The 17,848-nt window shown below is 66.9% G+C and carries 20 protein-coding genes and 1 riboswitch; of the genes, 14 read left to right on the forward strand and 6 right to left on the reverse strand.

Annotated features, from left to right (window positions below; all coding sequences use genetic code 11):
- The first annotated feature begins 84 nt into the window (after positions 1 to 84).
- From lsr2 to G6N55_RS19950, 6 genes are all read left to right on the forward strand, one after another.
- Positions 85 to 423 carry a histone-like nucleoid-structuring protein Lsr2 gene (gene lsr2 / locus G6N55_RS19925; protein ID WP_085223269.1) on the forward strand — a complete coding sequence of 113 codons (339 nt, stop codon included), beginning with the start codon at positions 85 to 87 and terminating at the stop codon, positions 421 to 423.
- A 293-nt stretch (positions 424 to 716) separates the two neighbouring features.
- Positions 717 to 3,251 carry an ATP-dependent protease ATP-binding subunit ClpC gene (gene clpC1, locus G6N55_RS19930; protein ID WP_085223271.1) on the forward strand — a complete coding sequence of 845 codons (2,535 nt, stop codon included), beginning with the start codon at positions 717 to 719 and terminating at the stop codon, positions 3,249 to 3,251.
- Positions 3,252 to 3,329: 78 nt separating this feature from the next.
- Positions 3,330 to 3,707: a YbjQ family protein gene (locus G6N55_RS19935; RefSeq protein ID WP_085223273.1), complete on the forward strand. Its 378-nt coding sequence runs from the start codon at positions 3,330 to 3,332 to the stop codon at positions 3,705 to 3,707.
- Between the two features lies 1 nt (position 3,708).
- A riboswitch (cobalamin riboswitch) is annotated at positions 3,709 to 3,903 on the forward strand.
- Complete coding sequence (locus tag G6N55_RS19940) at positions 3,865 to 4,074, forward strand: CbtB domain-containing protein (protein ID WP_085223275.1); 210 nt, start codon at positions 3,865 to 3,867, stop codon at positions 4,072 to 4,074. It overlaps the preceding riboswitch by 39 nt.
- A gap of 6 nt (positions 4,075 to 4,080) precedes the next feature.
- Positions 4,081 to 4,884, forward strand: a complete 804-nt coding sequence (locus G6N55_RS19945) for a CbtA family protein (protein WP_085223277.1) — start codon at positions 4,081 to 4,083, stop codon at positions 4,882 to 4,884.
- Positions 4,881 to 5,432: a histidine phosphatase family protein gene (locus tag G6N55_RS19950; RefSeq protein WP_085223279.1), complete on the forward strand. Its 552-nt coding sequence runs from the start codon at positions 4,881 to 4,883 to the stop codon at positions 5,430 to 5,432. Before G6N55_RS19945 ends, G6N55_RS19950 begins: the two co-directional genes overlap by 4 nt.
- On the opposite strand, the gene G6N55_RS19955 is transcribed toward G6N55_RS19950, so the two are convergent.
- Positions 5,433 to 6,788: a class A beta-lactamase-related serine hydrolase gene (locus G6N55_RS19955; protein ID WP_232079082.1), complete on the reverse strand. Its 1,356-nt coding sequence runs from the start codon at positions 6,786 to 6,788 to the stop codon at positions 5,433 to 5,435.
- Positions 6,781 to 7,101: a mycobilin-forming heme oxygenase MhuD gene (gene mhuD, locus G6N55_RS19960; protein WP_085223283.1), complete on the reverse strand. Its 321-nt coding sequence runs from the start codon at positions 7,099 to 7,101 to the stop codon at positions 6,781 to 6,783. Before mhuD ends, G6N55_RS19955 begins: the two co-directional genes overlap by 8 nt.
- A gap of 65 nt (positions 7,102 to 7,166) precedes the next feature.
- Between mhuD and G6N55_RS19965 the strand changes: the two genes are divergently transcribed.
- The gene (locus tag G6N55_RS19965; protein WP_085223285.1) at positions 7,167 to 7,922 is read left to right on the forward strand and encodes an alpha/beta fold hydrolase; all 756 of its coding nucleotides are present in this window, start codon (positions 7,167 to 7,169) and stop codon (positions 7,920 to 7,922) included.
- Here G6N55_RS19965 and G6N55_RS19970 read toward each other — a convergent pair.
- Positions 7,905 to 8,816, reverse strand: coding sequence for an HhH-GPD family protein (locus G6N55_RS19970; RefSeq protein ID WP_085223287.1), 912 nt, complete (start codon positions 8,814 to 8,816; stop codon positions 7,905 to 7,907). The two genes, G6N55_RS19965 and G6N55_RS19970, sit on opposite strands and share 18 nt — an antisense overlap.
- On the opposite strand from G6N55_RS19970, the gene G6N55_RS19975 reads away from it, so the two are divergent.
- Entirely contained in the window at positions 8,815 to 9,432 is a 618-nt protein-coding gene (locus tag G6N55_RS19975) for a carbonic anhydrase (protein ID WP_085223289.1), read from the forward strand. The genes G6N55_RS19970 and G6N55_RS19975 overlap by 2 nt on opposite strands.
- Positions 9,433 to 9,545: 113 nt before the next feature.
- On the forward strand, positions 9,546 to 10,349 hold the full coding sequence (locus G6N55_RS19980) for a hypothetical protein (RefSeq protein ID WP_139826925.1): 804 nt from the start codon (positions 9,546 to 9,548) through the stop codon (positions 10,347 to 10,349).
- A gap of 8 nt (positions 10,350 to 10,357) precedes the next feature.
- Here the strand turns inward: G6N55_RS19980 and disA are convergent, their stop codons facing one another.
- From disA to G6N55_RS19995, 3 genes are read right to left on the reverse strand one after another with little or no spacing between them, the layout of a single operon-like run.
- Entirely contained in the window at positions 10,358 to 11,431 is a 1,074-nt protein-coding gene (gene disA / locus G6N55_RS19985; RefSeq protein ID WP_085223293.1) for a DNA integrity scanning diadenylate cyclase DisA, read from the reverse strand.
- 14 nt (positions 11,432 to 11,445) lie between these two features.
- Positions 11,446 to 12,867 (reverse strand): DNA repair protein RadA, encoded by a 1,422-nt coding sequence (radA, locus tag G6N55_RS19990; protein WP_085223295.1) that lies wholly within the window; start codon positions 12,865 to 12,867, stop codon positions 11,446 to 11,448.
- Positions 12,868 to 12,917: 50 nt separating this feature from the next.
- On the reverse strand, positions 12,918 to 13,472 hold the full coding sequence (locus G6N55_RS19995) for a hypothetical protein (protein ID WP_085223297.1): 555 nt from the start codon (positions 13,470 to 13,472) through the stop codon (positions 12,918 to 12,920).
- 302 nt (positions 13,473 to 13,774) lie between these two features.
- Here G6N55_RS19995 and carD point away from each other — a divergent pair, with 302 nt between their 5' ends.
- Genes carD through rlmB form a run of 5 tightly spaced genes read left to right on the forward strand, consistent with a single transcriptional unit; the run spans position 13,775 to position 17,829 of the window.
- Positions 13,775 to 14,263 (forward strand): RNA polymerase-binding transcription factor CarD, encoded by a 489-nt coding sequence (gene carD, locus G6N55_RS20000; protein ID WP_007166539.1) that lies wholly within the window; start codon positions 13,775 to 13,777, stop codon positions 14,261 to 14,263.
- Between the two features lie 15 nt (positions 14,264 to 14,278).
- On the forward strand, positions 14,279 to 14,950 hold the full coding sequence (ispD, locus tag G6N55_RS20005; RefSeq protein WP_085223299.1) for a 2-C-methyl-D-erythritol 4-phosphate cytidylyltransferase: 672 nt from the start codon (positions 14,279 to 14,281) through the stop codon (positions 14,948 to 14,950).
- A gap of 14 nt (positions 14,951 to 14,964) precedes the next feature.
- Positions 14,965 to 15,435, forward strand: coding sequence for a 2-C-methyl-D-erythritol 2,4-cyclodiphosphate synthase (gene ispF / locus G6N55_RS20010; protein ID WP_169718505.1), 471 nt, complete (start codon positions 14,965 to 14,967; stop codon positions 15,433 to 15,435).
- 51 nt (positions 15,436 to 15,486) lie between these two features.
- A complete protein-coding gene (cysS, locus tag G6N55_RS20015) occupies positions 15,487 to 16,896 on the forward strand; it encodes a cysteine--tRNA ligase (protein ID WP_085223303.1) in 1,410 nt (469 codons plus the stop codon).
- Positions 16,897 to 17,829, forward strand: a complete 933-nt coding sequence (gene rlmB, locus G6N55_RS20020) for a 23S rRNA (guanosine(2251)-2'-O)-methyltransferase RlmB (RefSeq protein ID WP_085223305.1) — start codon at positions 16,897 to 16,899, stop codon at positions 17,827 to 17,829.
- Positions 17,830 to 17,848 lie beyond the last annotated feature (19 nt).

A 17,848-nucleotide genomic window follows, 5' to 3' on the forward strand; every position in this document is an offset into this window, starting at 1 on the left:
GCTGCGCACATATGGCAGATTAGTGACCGGGGAGTGGGTCCAAACTGCCCAGCAACTGCTCAGGAAGAACGCGAGGGTAAGCTAATGGCGAAAAAAGTCACCGTCACCTTGGTTGATGATTTCGACGGTGCAGGCGCCGCCGACGAAACCGTCGAATTCGGGCTTGACGGGGTGACCTATGAGATTGATCTTTCAACGAAGAATGCCGCAAAACTCCGCGGCGATCTGAAGCAGTGGGTGGCGGCCGGCCGCCGCGTCGGGGGCCGTCGTCGGGGGCGTTCCGGAACGGGGCGCGGCCGTGGGGCAATCGACCGCGAGCAGAGCGCAGCGATCCGCGAATGGGCCCGTCGTAACGGGCACAATGTGTCGACGCGCGGCCGTATCCCGGCAGACGTGATCGACGCATTCCACGCAGCCACCTAACAAAGTGTTACCGGCGCCCGGTCGCAAGGCCTGGGCGCCGGTTCTGTTTTCGCTGGCGGCGAAACGATCATCGGCGCTCGGGGGAAACGATTTGATCGTTTGTCTCGTTTCCTCAGCTATAGCTCCGTCTTCACGGGGGATTCCTCAGACGGAGCCGGCCAGGCCCGAACGGCAAGGCACCGCAAGGTTAGAACCCTGAGGGGCCGACCATTACAGTGGACAGCAGGTACGCACTGTCGGCTGCTGTGCCGACAACGATGACGTACCGATGTTGAGGGAGAGCAGGTAACCCGATGTTCGAAAGATTTACCGACCGTGCCCGCAGGGTGGTCGTCCTGGCCCAAGAAGAGGCCCGGATGCTCAACCACAACTACATCGGCACCGAGCACATCCTGCTGGGTCTGATTCACGAAGGTGAAGGCGTCGCGGCGAAGTCGCTGGAGTCGCTTGGGATCTCCCTCGAAGGCGTCCGCAGCCAGGTCGAGGAGATCATCGGCCAGGGCCAGCAGGCCCCGTCCGGGCATATCCCGTTCACCCCGCGTGCCAAGAAGGTTCTCGAGCTGAGCCTGCGCGAGGCGCTGCAGCTGGGCCACAACTACATCGGCACCGAACACATTTTGCTGGGCCTGATCCGTGAGGGTGAGGGTGTGGCCGCGCAGGTGCTGGTCAAGCTGGGCGCCGAGTTGACCCGGGTGCGCCAGCAGGTGATTCAGCTGCTGAGCGGCTACCAGGGCAAGGAGGCCGCGGAGGCCGGCACCGGTGGCCGCGGCGGCGAGTCGGGCAGCCCGTCCACGTCGTTGGTGCTCGACCAGTTCGGGCGCAACCTGACGGCCGCCGCGATGGAAGGCAAGCTGGACCCGGTCATCGGCCGCGAGAAGGAAATCGAGCGGGTGATGCAGGTGTTGAGCCGGCGCACCAAGAACAACCCGGTGCTGATCGGTGAGCCCGGCGTCGGCAAGACCGCCGTGGTCGAGGGTCTGGCGCAGGCCATCGTGCACGGCGAGGTGCCCGAGACGCTGAAGGACAAGCAGCTCTACACGCTGGACCTGGGATCGCTGGTGGCGGGCAGCCGCTACCGCGGTGACTTCGAGGAACGCCTGAAGAAGGTGCTCAAGGAGATCAACACCCGCGGCGACATCATCCTGTTCATCGACGAGCTGCACACCCTGGTGGGTGCCGGTGCCGCCGAGGGCGCGATCGACGCCGCCTCGATCCTGAAGCCGAAGCTGGCCCGCGGTGAGCTGCAGACCATCGGCGCCACCACGCTCGACGAGTACCGCAAGTACATCGAGAAGGACGCCGCCCTGGAGCGCCGCTTCCAGCCGGTGCAGGTGGGGGAGCCGACGGTGGAGCACACCATCGAGATCCTCAAGGGCCTGCGCGACCGTTACGAGGCACACCACCGGGTTTCGATCACCGATTCCGCGATGGTCGCCGCCGCCACCCTGGCCGACCGCTACATCAACGACCGGTTCTTGCCGGACAAGGCGATCGACCTGATCGACGAGGCGGGTGCCCGGATGCGCATCCGCCGGATGACCGCTCCGCCAGACCTGCGTGAGTTCGATGAGAAGATCGCCGACGCGCGCCGGGAGAAGGAATCGGCGATCGACGCCCAGGACTTCGAGAAGGCCGCCAGCCTTCGCGACCGGGAGAAGACTCTGGTCGCCCAGCGGACTGAGCGTGAAAAGCAGTGGCGCTCAGGCGATCTCGACGTGGTCGCCGAGGTCGACGACGAGCAGATCGCCGAAGTGCTGGGCAACTGGACCGGCATCCCGGTGTTCAAGCTCACCGAAGCGGAGACGACCCGGCTGCTGCGCATGGAGGACGAGCTGCACAAGCGGATCATCGGCCAGGTGGATGCGGTCAAGGCCGTGTCCAAGGCGATCCGCCGCACCCGCGCCGGGCTGAAAGACCCCAAGCGGCCGTCCGGCTCGTTCATCTTCGCCGGCCCGTCCGGTGTCGGTAAGACCGAGCTGTCCAAGGCGCTGGCCAACTTCTTGTTCGGCGACGACGACGCGCTCATCCAGATCGACATGGGCGAGTTCCACGACCGCTTCACCGCGTCGCGGCTGTTCGGTGCCCCGCCGGGATACGTCGGCTACGAAGAGGGCGGCCAGCTCACCGAGAAGGTGCGCCGCAAGCCGTTCTCCGTGGTGCTGTTCGACGAGATCGAGAAGGCACACCAGGAGATCTACAACAGCCTGTTGCAGGTCCTCGAGGATGGCCGGCTCACCGACGGGCAGGGCCGCACGGTCGACTTCAAGAACACCGTGCTGATCTTCACGTCCAACCTCGGTACGTCGGACATCAGCAAGCCGGTCGGCCTGGGCTTCACCCAGGGTGGCGGCGAGAACGACTACGAGCGGATGAAGCAGAAGGTCAACGACGAGCTGAAGAAGCACTTCCGCCCTGAGTTCCTCAACCGCATCGATGACATCATCGTCTTCCACCAGCTGACTCGCGACGAGATCATCCAGATGGTCGACCTGATGATCGGCCGGGTCGCCAACCAGCTCAAGGGCAAGGACATGGCCCTGGACCTGACCGACAAGGCCAAGTCGTTGCTGGCCAAGCGCGGTTTCGACCCGGTGCTGGGTGCTCGCCCGCTGCGGCGCACCATCCAGCGCGAGATCGAGGACCAGCTCTCGGAGAAGATCCTCTTCGACGAGGTCGGACCCGGCCAGGTCGTCACCGTCGACGTGGACAACTGGGACGGCGAGGGCACCGGCGAGGACGCGGTGTTCACGTTCACCGGAGCGCGCAAGCCGCCGGCCGAGTCGGAGCTGCAGAAAGCCGGAGCGCACGCCGCCCCCGAGAACCCGTAGCACTACAGCAAACGGGTGGTTAGTCTCTGACCGGACTAACCACCCGTTTTGCTGTGCTGAGGACTAAGGGGCTTACCTGTGCTGATCGTGACCACCAATGACCTTCCGGGCTGGGAGATTCGGCGTGTCTGCGGCGAAGTGTTCGGGCTGACCGTTCGATCGCGAAATGCGTTCTCCCAGATGGGCGCCGGCTTCAAGGCGATGTTCGGCGGGGAGCTACAGGGGATGACCAAAAATCTGGCCGAGAGCCGCAACGAGGCGATGGGCCGGCTGATCTCCGAGGCGCGCAACCGCGGCGGCAACGCGATCGTCGCGATGCGATTCGACACCACCGAAATCGGCGACGTCTGGACCGAGATCTGTGCCTACGGCACTGCCGTGGAGGCGGTCCCGGTCACGGACGGGGCGAAGTACACGGCCAGCCAGCTCGGCTACGGTGGCGGGCCTGCGCAGTGATTGTTGTTTGTTCGGCCGCCGCGTCAGATTAGACTGACGACTGTTAACGACGGGCAACGGAATCTGGTGAAATTCCAGAACGGTCGCGCCACTGTGAAAAGTCAGACCCGCAACCCGTCACCCAAGTGGGACGCGTCATTCCCAGAAGGAGTCAACAGTGTCCAGTACCGAGACGACCGGCAGTCGCTCGATTGATTTGTCGGCGGCAAGTGCCGCGCTCTGGTTGGCGGCAACCGCTTTCCTGGCGTTGATGGCGATTTACTTCGTCGGCGTCGATCAGGGTGCCGTGTCGGTGTTCGGCAGCGACACGCATGTGCACGAATTCGTGCACGATGCGCGCCACCTCCTCGGCTTCCCCTGCCACTGACCCGGCGTGGAAAAGCGTCTGATCGGACGCGGGCTGCTGGCGGGCGCAATCGGCGCCGTGCTGGCATTCGTATTCGCCCGTCTGTGTGCCGAACCGGTAATTGCCCGCGCGATCGAATTTGAGGACGGTCGCACCGACGCCGAGAATGCGCACGGTGTGCACGAGCACGGCGCCGAGCTGTTCACCCGCGGTGTGCAGGCCAACCCCGGACTCGGCTTTGGTGTGCTGATTTTCGGCATTGCGATGGGCGCACTGTTCGCCGTGGTGTTCTGCGTTGTCTATGCTCGCACGGCGGGCCGCACGGAAAGCCCTGCGCCACACCAGCTTTCGCTGCTTCTGGCGGCGGGGGCCTTCGTGGCGGTGTACCTGGTTCCGTTCCTGAAATATCCGCCGAATCCTCCCGCCGTCGGCCAGTCCGACACGATCGCCGCCCGCACCGGCTGGTATCTGCTGATGGTGCTGGTGTCGGTGCTGCTGGCGATCGCGGCGGTATGGCTGGCCGGCCGGCTGGCTGACCGATTCGGCGTATGGAACGGACGGCTGCTCGCGGCCGGGGCCTATTTGGTGGCCCTCGTGGTAGTGACGGAGTTGCTGCCGACGGTGGACGAGACGCCCGGACCGTTGCGCGACGCTTCGGGCGCGATCATCTACCCCGGCTTTCCCGCCGATGTCCTCTACGAATTCCGGGTGCTGTCGTTGGGTACGCAGCTGCTGCTCTGGGTGAGCATCGGCCTGGTCTTCGCGACGCTCGCCGGGCGGTTGCTGGGCGAGCGCGCCGAGCGCGGACGGGTATCGAGCATCGCGGTGTGACGGAGGTCGCCCGGCTGACCCTGGTGTCGCACGCGATGACCGATGCGATGGCAGGCGTGCGATTTCCGGCCGACGAGCCGCTGAACGACGCCGGCCGTCGACAGGCTGAAGCCGTTGCGGGCCTTGATGTCCCGGGCTCGCGCCACCTTGTAGGCCCCGAGCAGCGCGCCCGTCAAACCGCGCGGCTGCTGGGCCTGGATGCCACGATCGAGCCGCGGCTGGCCGACTTGGACTGCGGGCGCTGGCGTGGGCAGGCGCTTGCGGCCGTGCCCGCGGCCGACCTCGAGGTGTGGCTGACCGAGCCGGCCGCGGCGCCGCACGGCGGCGAGTCCATCGTCGAGCTCACCGAACGGGTGGCCGGATGGCTGGCGTCGTTGATCGAGGGGCCGTCGCGAACCGTTGCCGTGACGCACCCGGCGGTGATCCGGGCGGCGATCGTGGCCGCGCTCGACATCCCGCCGAAGTCGTTCTGGCGCATCGACATTGCACCGGGCGGCCGCACGACGATGCATTACCGCAACGGCTGCTGGACGCTGCGGCTGCCGTGATTACTGCGGCGCCACCAGTGCGAACGCCCGCTTGGCGACCTGCAGCATCCAGCCGGTCACCTTGGGTCCGTGATCGCGTGGCCAGTTCAGCTGAAAGCTGACCACCCACGGTTGCTGCGTCTTGTCGACGGCGTACCAGCTGAAGGTCAGATCGCCCGGCAAGCCACCGGCTTTCGCGCCGATGTACGGCCACACGTTTCGGTCCAACTGGATGCCCGACACCGCCGACAGGATCTGCTTGACGGGCGCGGCCTCGCCGACCGCGTCGGCCTGCAACGCCGCATGAACCCGGCAGATGTCCTCGGCGCTGCCGTACCACTCCGCCCCGAAAGCCGAGGCCGGGGTGTGGGCGCGTTGCGGATCAGGTTGGTAGGGAGCGGAATTCGCCTGCGCCAGCAACTGGGCGCGGACCTGCGGAGTCGCCTGCTGCCACTGGCTGCGCAGATCCGGTTCACCCCAGCCGATGGAGAACAGCTCGTACATCGTGGGGAAGGGCGTCATGCTGGCCGGATCGTGATGGCCGGCCGTGGCCAGCGCCTCTTCGATGGCGTGCGTGCCCATTCTTTCGATCAGCAGGTCGGTGGCCATGTTGTCGCTGTTGGCGATCATCTTGGTGGCCGCGTTCCGCACCGAAACATGGTCGCCGACAGCAAGTCCCAGGCCCGAAGAGCCCACCGCCTTGCTCTTGTCGGTGACCGTCAGCTGATCGTCCCAGGACACCATGTGGTTGCGCACCGCGCCCGCCAGGGCGTGCAACACGTATAACTTGAAAATCGATGCCAGCGGCAGGGATTCGACTGTATTGGTGCCCATCACGGGATCGCACTGGCCATCGTCGACCTTGGCGACCTGGTAGGAGTACCGCGCACCGGTCTTGCTCAGCGTCGCATCGATGTCGTGCCACGAGGTGATCGTCGGCGCCAGCGTATCGAGCTCGAATCGATCAACCCGGCCCATGTCGTCGGTGTGTATCCGGATGTCTTGTCGCGCGCCGTAGGACGAGGTGAGGTGCAGCGTGGCGACACTGGCGCTGATGTCCACGCCGTCGAGGGTGAAGGGGCGATCCCACCAGAGTTCTTCCATGGTCTTTTCGACCGAGTCCACCTCGTCGGGCGCGGCCAGTGTGCGAACTCCGATCGGGCCGATCGGCCAGTCGGAGTTGAGCATGTCCACGGTCTGCTGGGCCCGCAGCCCGGGAGGCGTCCGGGTGTCGATCGCCCGTCCCGGGTTGGCCGCATTCGCCTGCGGTGCCGGCGACGACGAGCAACCCGGTGCGAGGGTGGCCACCAGTGCGGCGACCGCGGTCACGGCCAGCACGCGTTGTCGCGCGGGGCCCAGCCTGTTCGGCCTATTCAGTCGGCTTGCTCCCCGCAACGTCCATGACGACCTCGAATTCCAGCAGCGACGCGCCGGTCGCCACCGGGTTGGCTCGCTGACCGGCATGAGCTTCGACGGCGGGCCCACTCGCCCACGCCTGGAACGCTTCATCGGACTCCCAGTGTGTCACGACGAAGTAGCGGTTCTCACCCTTCACCGGACGCAGCAGCTGAAAGCCCAGGAAGCCGGGCTGGTTGTCCACCGCGTGGGCACGGTGGGCGAACCGCTTTTCCAGCTCAGGGCCAGCGTCGGCGGGTACTTCAATAGCGTTGATCTTCACCACTGGCGGCATGTTCGCTAGGCTACCCCGCCCCCCTGCCCTGTTCTGCTGCTGGGCGGGGCACGCAAGATGGTGCTATGCCCACCGATCTGCTGACCTGCCAGGGCGGGCAAGGAGAGCCGCTGATATTGGTGCACGGGCTGATGGGCCGCGGCACCACCTGGTCGCGTCAGCTGCCGTGGCTGAGGAGGCTGGGCACCGTCTACACCTACGACGCGCCGTGGCACCGCGGCCGCGATGTCGCGGACCCACACCCGGTCAGCACCGAACGCTTCGTGGCCGATCTCACCGACGCGATAACCACATTGGGGACACCGGTCCGGCTGGTGGGGCATTCGATGGGGGCTCTGCACTCGTGGTGCCTGGCCGCCGTGCACCCCGAATTGGTGTCGGCGCTGGTGCTCGAGGACATGGCGCCGGACTTCCGCGGGCGCACCACCGGTCCGTGGGAGCCGTGGTTGCACGCTCTGCCGGTCGAATTCGCCACTGAGCAACAGGTTTTCAACGAATTCGGACCGGTCGCCGGGCAGTATTTCCTGGATGCCTTCGACCGCACCGACACCGGTTGGCGGCTACACGGTCACACCGCGCGGTGGATCGAGATCGCCGCGGAGTGGGGAACCCGGGACTACTGGGAGCAATGGCTGGCGGTAAGGGCGCCGGCGTTGTTGCTGGAAGCCGGCAACTCCGTCACCCCGCCGGGCCAGATGCGCGACATGGCCGATAAATGCTCGACCGCAACATATTTGGCAGTTCCCGAAGCCGGCCACCTGATACACGACGAGGCACCACAGGTCTACCGTCGAGCTGTCGAGCTATTCCTCGCCGGCTAGGCCGAACCGGCCGTCACGCGTCTGTGTCACCAGGCCGTCGGCAAGCAGCGAATACAACGCCCGGTCCCGCTGCGCGGTGTCGGTCAGCCACGCCACATCCAGCTCGGCCCGAGTGACTGGAGAATCGTTGGCACGCAAGACATCCAATAGCCGCCCGCGGACCTGGCGGTCCGTTCCGGCGTTGGTCTGAATGCGGCGGGCCGGCCCTTGGGCGGGGGGAAAGCCGGCCTGCCGCCATGCGCAACCCTCAAGCGGGCACAACCCGCAGCGGGGTGTGCGCGCAACGCACACCGTGGCACCCAATTCCATCAAAGCCACCGAAAACTCAGGGGCCGTATCGTCTTTCGGCAACAGTGCCGCGACGTCGGCAAGGTCGCGGGTGGTGGACGGCGGACCCGCGTCGGCGAGGCCGTGCACCGCGCGGGCCACCACCCGTCGCACATTGGTGTCCACCACCGGTACCCGCTTGCGGTAGGCGAAACACGCGACGGCCCGGGCGGTGTAGGTGCCGATACCCGGTAATTCCAACAGGGTTTCGACGTCGTCGGGCACGACGTCGCCGTGGTCGCGCGCAATCACGATCGCGCACTCGTGCAGACGCTTCGCGCGTCTGGGGTAGCCCAGCTTGCCCCACGCCCGCAGCACGTCGGCCGCGCTGGCCGCGGCGGTCGCCGACGGGGTGGGCCAGCGCCGCACCCATTCGGTCCAGATCGGCAGCACCCGGGCCACCGGAGTCTGCTGCAGCATGATCTCGCTGACCAGGATCTGCCACGCGTCCACACCCGGTTCCCGCCAGGGCAGATCGCGACGCGAGCGCGCGTACCAATCAAGAAGATTGGTATCTGATATGTGTGGCCTGCCAATCATCGGCGGCTGCGGCATGATGAGTGCCATGCCCAACTCCAATCCGGTATCCGCCTGGAAAGCACTCAAAGAGGGTAACGAGCGTTTCGTCGCCGGCCAGCCTGCGCACCCGAGCCAGAGTGTCGACCATCGGGCCAGTCTGGCCGCCGGCCAGAAGCCGACCGCGATCATCTTCGGCTGTTCGGACAGCCGAGTGGCCGCCGAGCTGATCTTCGATCAGGGCCTGGGTGACGTGTTCGTGGTTCGCACCGCGGGGCAGGCCATCGATACGGCGGTGCTGGGCTCGATCGAATACGCGGTCGTGGTCCTCGACGTCCCGTTGATCGTCGTCCTCGGCCATAACAACTGTGGTGCCGTCACGGCCGCGGTGGGCGCCATCGACGACGGTGCAATACCCTCCGGCTTCGTACGGGACCTGGTCGAACGGGTCTCGTCGTCGATCCTGCTGGGTAGGCGTGACGGCCTGACCCGCGTCGACGAGTTCGAGGACCGCCACGTACAAGAAACGTTGGCACAGCTGGTGTCGCGTTCTTCGGCTATCTCGGAGCGCGTGTCGGCGGGCACGCTGGGGCTGGCCGGGGTCACCTATCACCTGGCCGACGGCCGGGCGGCGTTGGTCGACCACATCGGCGACATCGGCGAATAAGGGGCGAGTAGGGCAGTTTCCCCGCGCTTCTAACACGGCCCTTCGCCAGCTAACATCGCGACACGCCGAGCCGGGTCGGACAAATCGGTGTGACCTGGACTTATGGTGTGAACGTGCTGGATCTGGAACCGCGTGGCCCGCTACCCACGGAGATCTATTGGCGGCGCAGGGGGCTGGCCCTGGGGATCGCGGTCGTCGTGATCGGCATCGTTGTCGCCGTTGTCATCGCCTTTATGGGCAACAGCGCGGGTGCCAAACCCGCCAACGTCAACAAGGCCGGACCGGGCCAAAGCGCGCCGGCAGCGCAGCCGCCGCAAGCGCCGCCCGTGCCGGGGCCGGAAGGCGTCACTCCGGTACCGGCGCCGCTGGGGCAAAACCCCGAGGCCCCGACTCCGACCGCGGCGGTGCAGCCGCCTCCGGTGCTCAAGGAGGGCGACGACTGCCCCGACTCGACGCTGGCAGTCAAGGGGCTGACCAACGCTCCCCAGTACTTCATCGGTGACCAGCCGAAATTCACGATGGTCGTCACCAACATCGGCCTGGTGGCCTGCAAGCGCGACGTCGGCGCCGCCGTGCTGGCCGCCTACGTCTACTCGCTGGACAACAAGCGGCTGTGGTCCAACCTGGACTGCGCGCCGTCCAACGAGACTCTGGTCAAGACCTTCACGCCGGGCGAGCAGGTGACGACGGCGGTGACGTGGACCGGGATGGGTTCCTCGCCGCACTGCCCGCTGCCCAGGCCGGCGATCGGGCCGGGCACCTACAACCTCGTTGTCCAGCTGGGCAATCTGCGCTCACTCGCGGTGCCGTTCATCTTGAACCAGCCGCCGCCCCCGCCGGGGCCGGTGCCGGGTCAGCCGGCGGTGCCGCAGCCCGAGGCCCCGCCCGGGGCTCCCGGTCCTTCGCCCGCGGGGTAGTTCGTCGCTTAGTTGAGCGGGTCGGCGATCGTCGACTCCGCCAGCTGCGAAAGCCCTTCCCGCACATGGCGGGCCCACATCGAGCCGATGCCGTCGACCGATTGGAGGTCGTTGGCGCTCGCGGCGAGCAGACCCTGCAGCGTCCCGAAGTTGCGGACCAACAGATCCACGTGGGCGAACTGTAGCCGGGGGATACCGGCCATCGCCCGGTAGCCGCGGGAGCTCAGCGCCGAGTCTTGCGCCTCTGCCGTCGTCGGATACCCGAAAACCTTTGCCAGCGAAGTGATTTCGAGTAGCTCGGTGTCCGACAACGCGTCCAGCTCGTCGAGGGTCGCGATCATCTGCACATCGGAGAGCGGCTCGGGGCTGGCGTGGTAGTCGCGCACGATCAATTCCCGATCGACGTCGTTGCCGCCCAGCAGTTCCTCGAGTTGCAGGCGCAGCTGGCGCCCGTCGGTGCCCAGCTCGACGACGTCGTAGTCGATCACCAGCCCGATTCGCCGGACCAGCTCGAGTCGCTGCACCACGGTCATCACGTCACGCAGCGTGACGAAGTCTTCGATCTCGGCCCGTGACAGCAGCCTGCTGACCTCGTCGAGGCGGGTCTTGTAGCGCTCCAGGGTCGCGATGGCCTGGTTGGCCCGCGACAGGATGGTCGCCGAATCGGCCAGCACGTGGCGCTCCCCGCCGACGTAGACGGTGACGATGTTCATCGAGTGGCTGACCGAGATCACCGGATGGCCCGTCTGGATCGCTGCTCGTTCCGCCGAGCGGTGCCGGGTGCCCGACTCGTCGGTGGGTATCGACGGGTCGGGCACCAACTGCACGTTGGCCCGCACGATGCGGCTGGCGTCGGTGGACAGCACGACGGCGCCGTCCATCTTGGCCAGTTCGCGCAGCCGTGTCGGGGCGTATCGGACATCCAGGGCGAAGCCGCCGTCGCAGATGGCCTCGACGTTCTCGTCGTTGCCGAGCACGATCAGCGCACCCGTACGGCCGCGCAGAATGCGCTCTAGGCCGTCCCGGAGCCCGGTGCCCGGTGCCAGGCGGGCGATGGTTTCACGCAGCGTCGGACGCGTCACAGCCTGTCATTCTGCTACGCCATTGCCTGCGGTGTAGCAATGTCCAGCCGTTCGAGCCGCACGGGCCCGCTGCTGCGGTGGTCGGCGATGTCGATCATGTGCTCGAGAGCCGCACCGATATTGGGTGCGACCAGTGGCCGCATGCCCCGCGGAACGCTGTTGCAGCCGGTCGGAATCAGGGCGATGGTGAATCCTTGCCGGGCGGCTTCGGCCAGGCGCCGGTCCATGCCGCTCACCCGGCGCAGGTCGCCCGCCAGCCCGACCTCGCCGATCATCACGGCGGTGGTGGGCAGCGGCAGATCGGCCTGGGCCGACGCCAGCGCGATCGCGACGGCGAGGTCCGAGGACGGATCGGTCAACCGCATGCCGCCCACGGTGGACAGGTAGATGTCGTTGGCGGCAAGCGGCAGCTTGGCGTGCTTTTCCAGCACGGCGGTGATCATCGCGGCGCGGGAGTGATCGATCCCGCTGACCGCGCGGCGCGGCGAGCCGGCGTTCGGCGTGGCCAGCAGCGCCTGCACTTCGCCGATCAGCGGCCGCTTGCCGTCCAGCGCGACCGTGATCGCGGTACCGGGCACCGGGGCGGGCCGCTGATCCAAAAACAGGTTGGACGGGTCGGCGACGCCTTCAATTCCGTTGTCGTGCAACATGAAACACCCGACTTCGTCGGCGCCGCCGAATCGGTTTTTGACGCCGCGGACCATCCGCAACGAACCGTTGCGGTCGCCCTCGAAATGCAGCACGACGTCGACAAGGTGTTCCAGTGAGCGTGGTCCGGCGATCGCGCCGTCCTTGGTGACGTGGCCGACCAGGATCAGGGCCACGCCGTTGGCCTTGGCCGCGGCGGTCAGCGCGGCCGTCACCGCGCGCACCTGCGTCACACCGCCGGCGACCCCGTCGGACTCGGTGGTGGACATGGTTTGCACCGAGTCGACGATCACCAGCGCGGGATTGACCGTCGCGATGTGTTCGAGCACCGTGTGCACGTCGGATTCGGCGGCCAGGTAGAGCTCGTCGGAGCCGCAGTCGATGCGGTCGGCCCGCAGCCGGATCTGGCCCGCGGATTCCTCGCCCGAGATGTACAGCGCGCGCCGCCCGGACTGCGCCCACAGGTGAGCGACCTTGAGTAGCAACGTCGACTTGCCGACCCCCGGGTCACCCGCCAGCAGCGTCACCGAGCCGGGCACCACGCCGCCGCCGAGCACGCGGTCGAGTTCGTCGATGCCGGTGGCGCGGTGCTGGCTGGCGTTGGGCTCTATCGAGCTGATCGGAACGGCGCGTGACGCCCCGCCTACCGAACGACGACCGCCCACCGTCCGGAGCACGGCCACCTCGTCGACGGTGCCCCAGGTGCCGCATTCTCCGCAGCGGCCAACCCATTTGGCGGTGACGTGCTGGCACTCCGAGCAACGGTATTGCGAGCGCGCATTTGCCACGCCATGACGGTATCCGGCGGGGCCGACAAGACCCGCTGTGACACGGCCGTTTAGCCCTCCGACGGCGCCATCCCGGCCGAAATCGGCACCTGCACGCTGGCTTGGCCGGCCTTCTCGAAGGTGAAGGTGAAGTTGTAGGCCAGGCCGTTGGAGATCGGCTTGGCCAAGTTGACGGATGCCTTGGCCGCACTGTTCGGGTTGAGCGGGCCCGGTGCCACCTTCTGGCCTTCCGGCGTACCGATGAACAGCATGCCGCTGGCGGGCAGGCGGGAGTCGCCGGTCACCGTCACGGTGCCGATGTCACTGGTGATGCCCAGCAACCGGTCCTCGACGTCCGGGGACTGGTTAACGGCCACCAACACCAGGTCGACGTTCTTGCCCGGGCGCAGATAGTCGCCGGTCTGCACGGCCTGGATGCGGATGTCGCGCAGCGCCACGTTGTTGAACGTGACCTTGTTGCCGTTGACGGCGGGCTCCTGGGTGGCCATCTGCGAGATCTGTCCGGCTCCACAACCGGTGAGCACGGCGGCGACCAGGGCGGCCAGGCCGGCGAGGACAACTCGGGCCCGAAGGCCGACCGCGAGGCTGGTCTTGAAGCGGTTCACTCGATGCCTCCTGGGATCGGTCTGGCTGTTCAGAGCAAGTCGCGGCACGCTGACGCGTGCAACTATGCACAGTAGTAGGAACGGCGTTTGAGCGGTAGCGCAGGTAGCAAGACCAGCACCGCAGCGTCGGCAGCAGGGGCACCGCCGTGGGCACAACCGGGCGTTGCTAGTGTGTTCCATTGCACGTCTTCGTCCGTCTGTCAACCCCTATTCAGCGCGCGATGTGCCCCTGACCTGCACTGTTGCTTCGCGTGTGTTGGACCGCCGTGTTAGACTGAAGTAACGAAAGGGGCTCGAATCTGATGATCTTCAAGGTCGGCGACACCGTTGTATATCCGCACCACGGTGCTGCGTTAGTCGAGGCGATCGAAACCCGCACCATCAAAGGGGAACAAAAAGAGTATCTCGTCTTGAAAGTTGCGCAGGGTGACCTGACCGTTCGAGTTCCCGCCGACAATGCCGAGTACGTCGGCGTCCGCGACGTTGTCGGACAGGAAGGCCTCGACAAGGTCTTCCAGGTGTTGCGCGCTCCCCACACGGAAGAGCCCACCAACTGGTCACGCCGCTACAAGGCCAATCTCGAAAAGCTTGCTTCCGGCGACGTCAACAAGGTTGCCGAAGTTGTTCGCGACCTGTGGCGTCGCGACCAGGAACGCGGCCTGTCCGCGGGCGAAAAGCGCATGCTGGCAAAGGCGCGGCAGATCCTGGTCGGTGAGTTGGCTCTCGCTGAGAGCACCGACGACGCCAAGGCGGAGACCATCCTCGACGAGGTTTTGGCCGCCGCTTCCTGAAGGACCTGAGCTCAGGTGGCCGGGGGCACAGTTGTCGCAGTGGTCCCGGCTGCGGGGTTGGGAGAGCGGCTGCGTGCCGGTATCCCGAAAGCATTCTGCGAACTCGATGGGCGCACTCTGCTGGAATGGGCCGTCGCGGGTCTGCTGAATTCGAGGGTCGTTGATCATGTCGTGGCGGCGGTACCCCCCGATCGCATCGATCAAGCCAAGCAAGTCCTAGACAGCCGGGCCACGGTGGTGGGCGGCGGCGCCGGCCGCACCGAATCGGTCAATCTGGCGTTGTCCGCGCTGCCCGGCGAACCCGATTTCGTGCTGGTTCACGATGCCGCCCGCGCGTTGACGCCGCCGGAGCTGATCGTCCGGGTGGTCGACGCGTTGCGCGACGGGCACGGCGCCGTGGTGCCCGCGTTACCGCTGCATGACACCATCAAGGCCGTGGATGCCAACGGCGTGGTGCTGGGCACGCCGGAACGGGCCGGGTTGCGGGCGGTGCAGACCCCGCAGGGGTTCGCCACCGACCTGTTGTTGCGTGCGTATCAGCGCGCGGCCGGGGCCGTCGTTACCGACGACGCGTCCCTGGTCGAGCACGTCGGCGGCCAGGTTCAGGTGGTCGACGGCGATCCGTTGGCCTTCAAGATCACCACCCAGCTGGATCTGCTGCTGGCCCAAGCGATTGTGCGCCGGTGACTGAGTCGTTTCCAATTCCAAGGGTCGGTCTGGGTACCGACGTACACCCGATCGAGCCCGGTCGGCCGTGCTGGTTGCTGGGTTTGCTGTTTCCCGACGTCGACGGCTGCGCCGGCCATTCCGACGGCGACGTGGCCGCGCACGCGTTGTGCGACGCGCTGCTCTCGGCGACCGGGCTGGGCGACATCGGCGCCGTGTTCGGAGTCGACGATCCGCGGTTCAAGGACGTCAGCGGCGCCGATATGCTGCGCCACGTCCTCGAGTTGATATCGCAGCATGGTTTTCGGGTCGGAAACGCTGCCGTGCAAGTGATCGGAAACCGGCCAAAGATCGGCCCCCGCCGCGCCGAGGCACAGCAGTTGCTGTCGGATCTGGTGGGCGCCCCGGTATCGGTCTCGGCGACCACCACCGACGGGCTCGGCCTGACCGGGCGGGGTGAGGGTTTGGCCGCGATCGCGACAGCCCTCGTTATCGCGCACGGATAGCCCCGCGAGCTGCGGTCGGCCGATCTGGAGTAGCAGGTAAGCTGGCACGTCGTGACCGATCGCCCCCCGATGCGGCTGCATGACACGGCGGCCGGCGCAGTGCGCGACTTCGTTCCGCTGCGCGAGGGGCATGTCTCCATCTACCTGTGTGGCGCCACCGTTCAGGGCCTGCCGCACATCGGGCACGTCCGCAGCGGCGTGGCGTTCGACATCCTGCGCCGCTGGCTGATGGCGCGCGGTTACGACGTCGCGTTCATCCGCAACGTGACCGATATCGAGGACAAGATCCTTGCCAAGGCCGCCGCGGCCTGCCGACCGTGGTGGGAGTGGGCGGCCACTTACGAGCGCGCGTTCACCGCGGCCTACGACGCACTGGACGTCTTGCCGCCGTCGGCGGAGCCACGCGCGACCGGGCACATCACCCAGATGGTCGAGTTAATGGACCGCCTGATCGAAACTGGTCACGCTTATGCCGCCGACGGGGACGTTTACTTCGATGTGCTCAGCTACCCCGAGTACGGCCAGCTGTCCGGGCACAAGATCGACGACGTCCACCAGGGCGAGGGTGCAGGGACCGGCAAGCGCGACCAGCGCGACTTCACGCTCTGGAAGGGCGAAAAGCCCGGTGAGCCGTCGTGGCCCTCGCCGTGGGGCCGCGGGCGTCCGGGCTGGCACCTGGAATGCTCGGCAATGGCACGCACATATCTGGGTCCGGAATTCGATATCCATTGCGGTGGAATGGATTTGGTATTTCCGCATCATGAGAACGAGATCGCCCAGAGCCGCGCGGCCGGCGACGGGTTCGCCCGGTACTGGCTGCACAACGGCTGGGTGACGTTGGGCGGCGAGAAGATGAGCAAGTCGCTGGGCAACGTGTTGTCCATCCCGGCGATGCTGCAGCGGGTGCGGCCGCCGGAACTGCGTTACTACCTGGGCAGCGCCCACTATCGCTCGATGCTCGAATTCTCCGATACCGCGCTGGAAGACGCGGTGAAAGCCTATGTGGGAGTTGAGGAATTCCTGCATCGCGTGCGGGTCAGGGTCGGCGGTGTGGTCCCGGGTGAGTGGACGCCGCGATTCGCCGACGCGCTCGACGACGACCTCGCCGTCCCGATCGCGCTGGCTGAGATCCACCACGCCCGCGCGGAGGGCAACCGGGCGCTCGACGCCGGCGATCATGAAGGCGCACTGCGGAACGCCAGCGCGATCCGCGCGATGATGGGCATCCTGGGCTGCGACCCGCTCGATGAACGCTGGGAATCGCGCGACGAGACGTCGGCGGCGCTCGCGGCCGTCGACGTGCTGGTCCAGTCCGAGCTGGAAAGCCGCAAGCGGGCGCGCGAGGAGCGCAATTGGGCTCTCGCAGACCAGATTCGGGACCGGCTCAAGCAGGCCGGCATCGAGGTCACCGACACCGCCGACGGGCCGCAGTGGGAACTGCTGGCCAGTGACGACAAGTAGATGGCCGGCAACTCGCGGCGCCAGGGAGCGATCCGCAAGTCCGGCAGCAAGAAAGCACCGACGGTAGGTTCGGGCGGCCAGCGGCGTCGTGGGCTGGAGGGCCGCGGTCCCACGCCGCCCGCGCATCTGCGCCCCAATCATCCCGCCGCCAAGCGTGCCGCCCAGACGCAGCCACGCCGGCCCGCCAAACGCACCGACGAAACCGAAACGGTGCTCGGTCGCAACCCGGTAGTGGAATGCCTGCGCGCCGGGGTCCCCGCCACCGCACTCTACGTCGCGCTCGGCACCGAGGCCGACGAGCGGGTAACCGAATCCGTCGCCCGGGCAGCCGATTTGGGCATCGCAATCCTGGAAGTGCCGCGGACCGACCTGGACAAGATGACCGCCAACCATCTGCACCAGGGCATCGCGCTGCAGGTGCCGCCGTACAACTACGCCCACCCAGACGATCTGCTCACGACCGCCCTGCAGTCGCCGCCGGCGTTGCTGGTCGCGTTGGACAACATCTCCGATCCTCGCAACCTCGGCGCGATCGTTCGCTCGGTCGCGGCGTTCGGTGGCCACGGCGTGCTGATACCGCAGCGTCGTTCGGCCTCGGTGACGGCGGTGGCCTGGCGCACCAGCGCGGGCGCGGCGGCGCGCATTCCGGTGGCACGTGCCACCAATCTTACCAGGACACTGAAGAATTGGGCCGACCGCCGGGTCCGGGTGATCGGCTTAGACGCCGGTGGCGACACCGTCGTCGACGACTTGGACGGCACCGACCCGATCGTGGTGGTCGTCGGATCCGAAGGCAAGGGGCTTTCCCGATTGGTGCGACAGAACTGCGAACAGGTGGTGTCGATCCCGATGGCCGGTCATGCCGAATCGCTGAATGCCTCGGTGGCCGCCGGGGTCGTGCTCGCCGAAATCGCGCGTCAGCGCAGGAGTTAACCGCCTTGCCCGACCGGCT

It is taken from the genome of Mycobacterium florentinum, from assembly GCF_010730355.1.
Lineage (GTDB): Bacteria > Actinomycetota > Actinomycetes > Mycobacteriales > Mycobacteriaceae > Mycobacterium > Mycobacterium florentinum.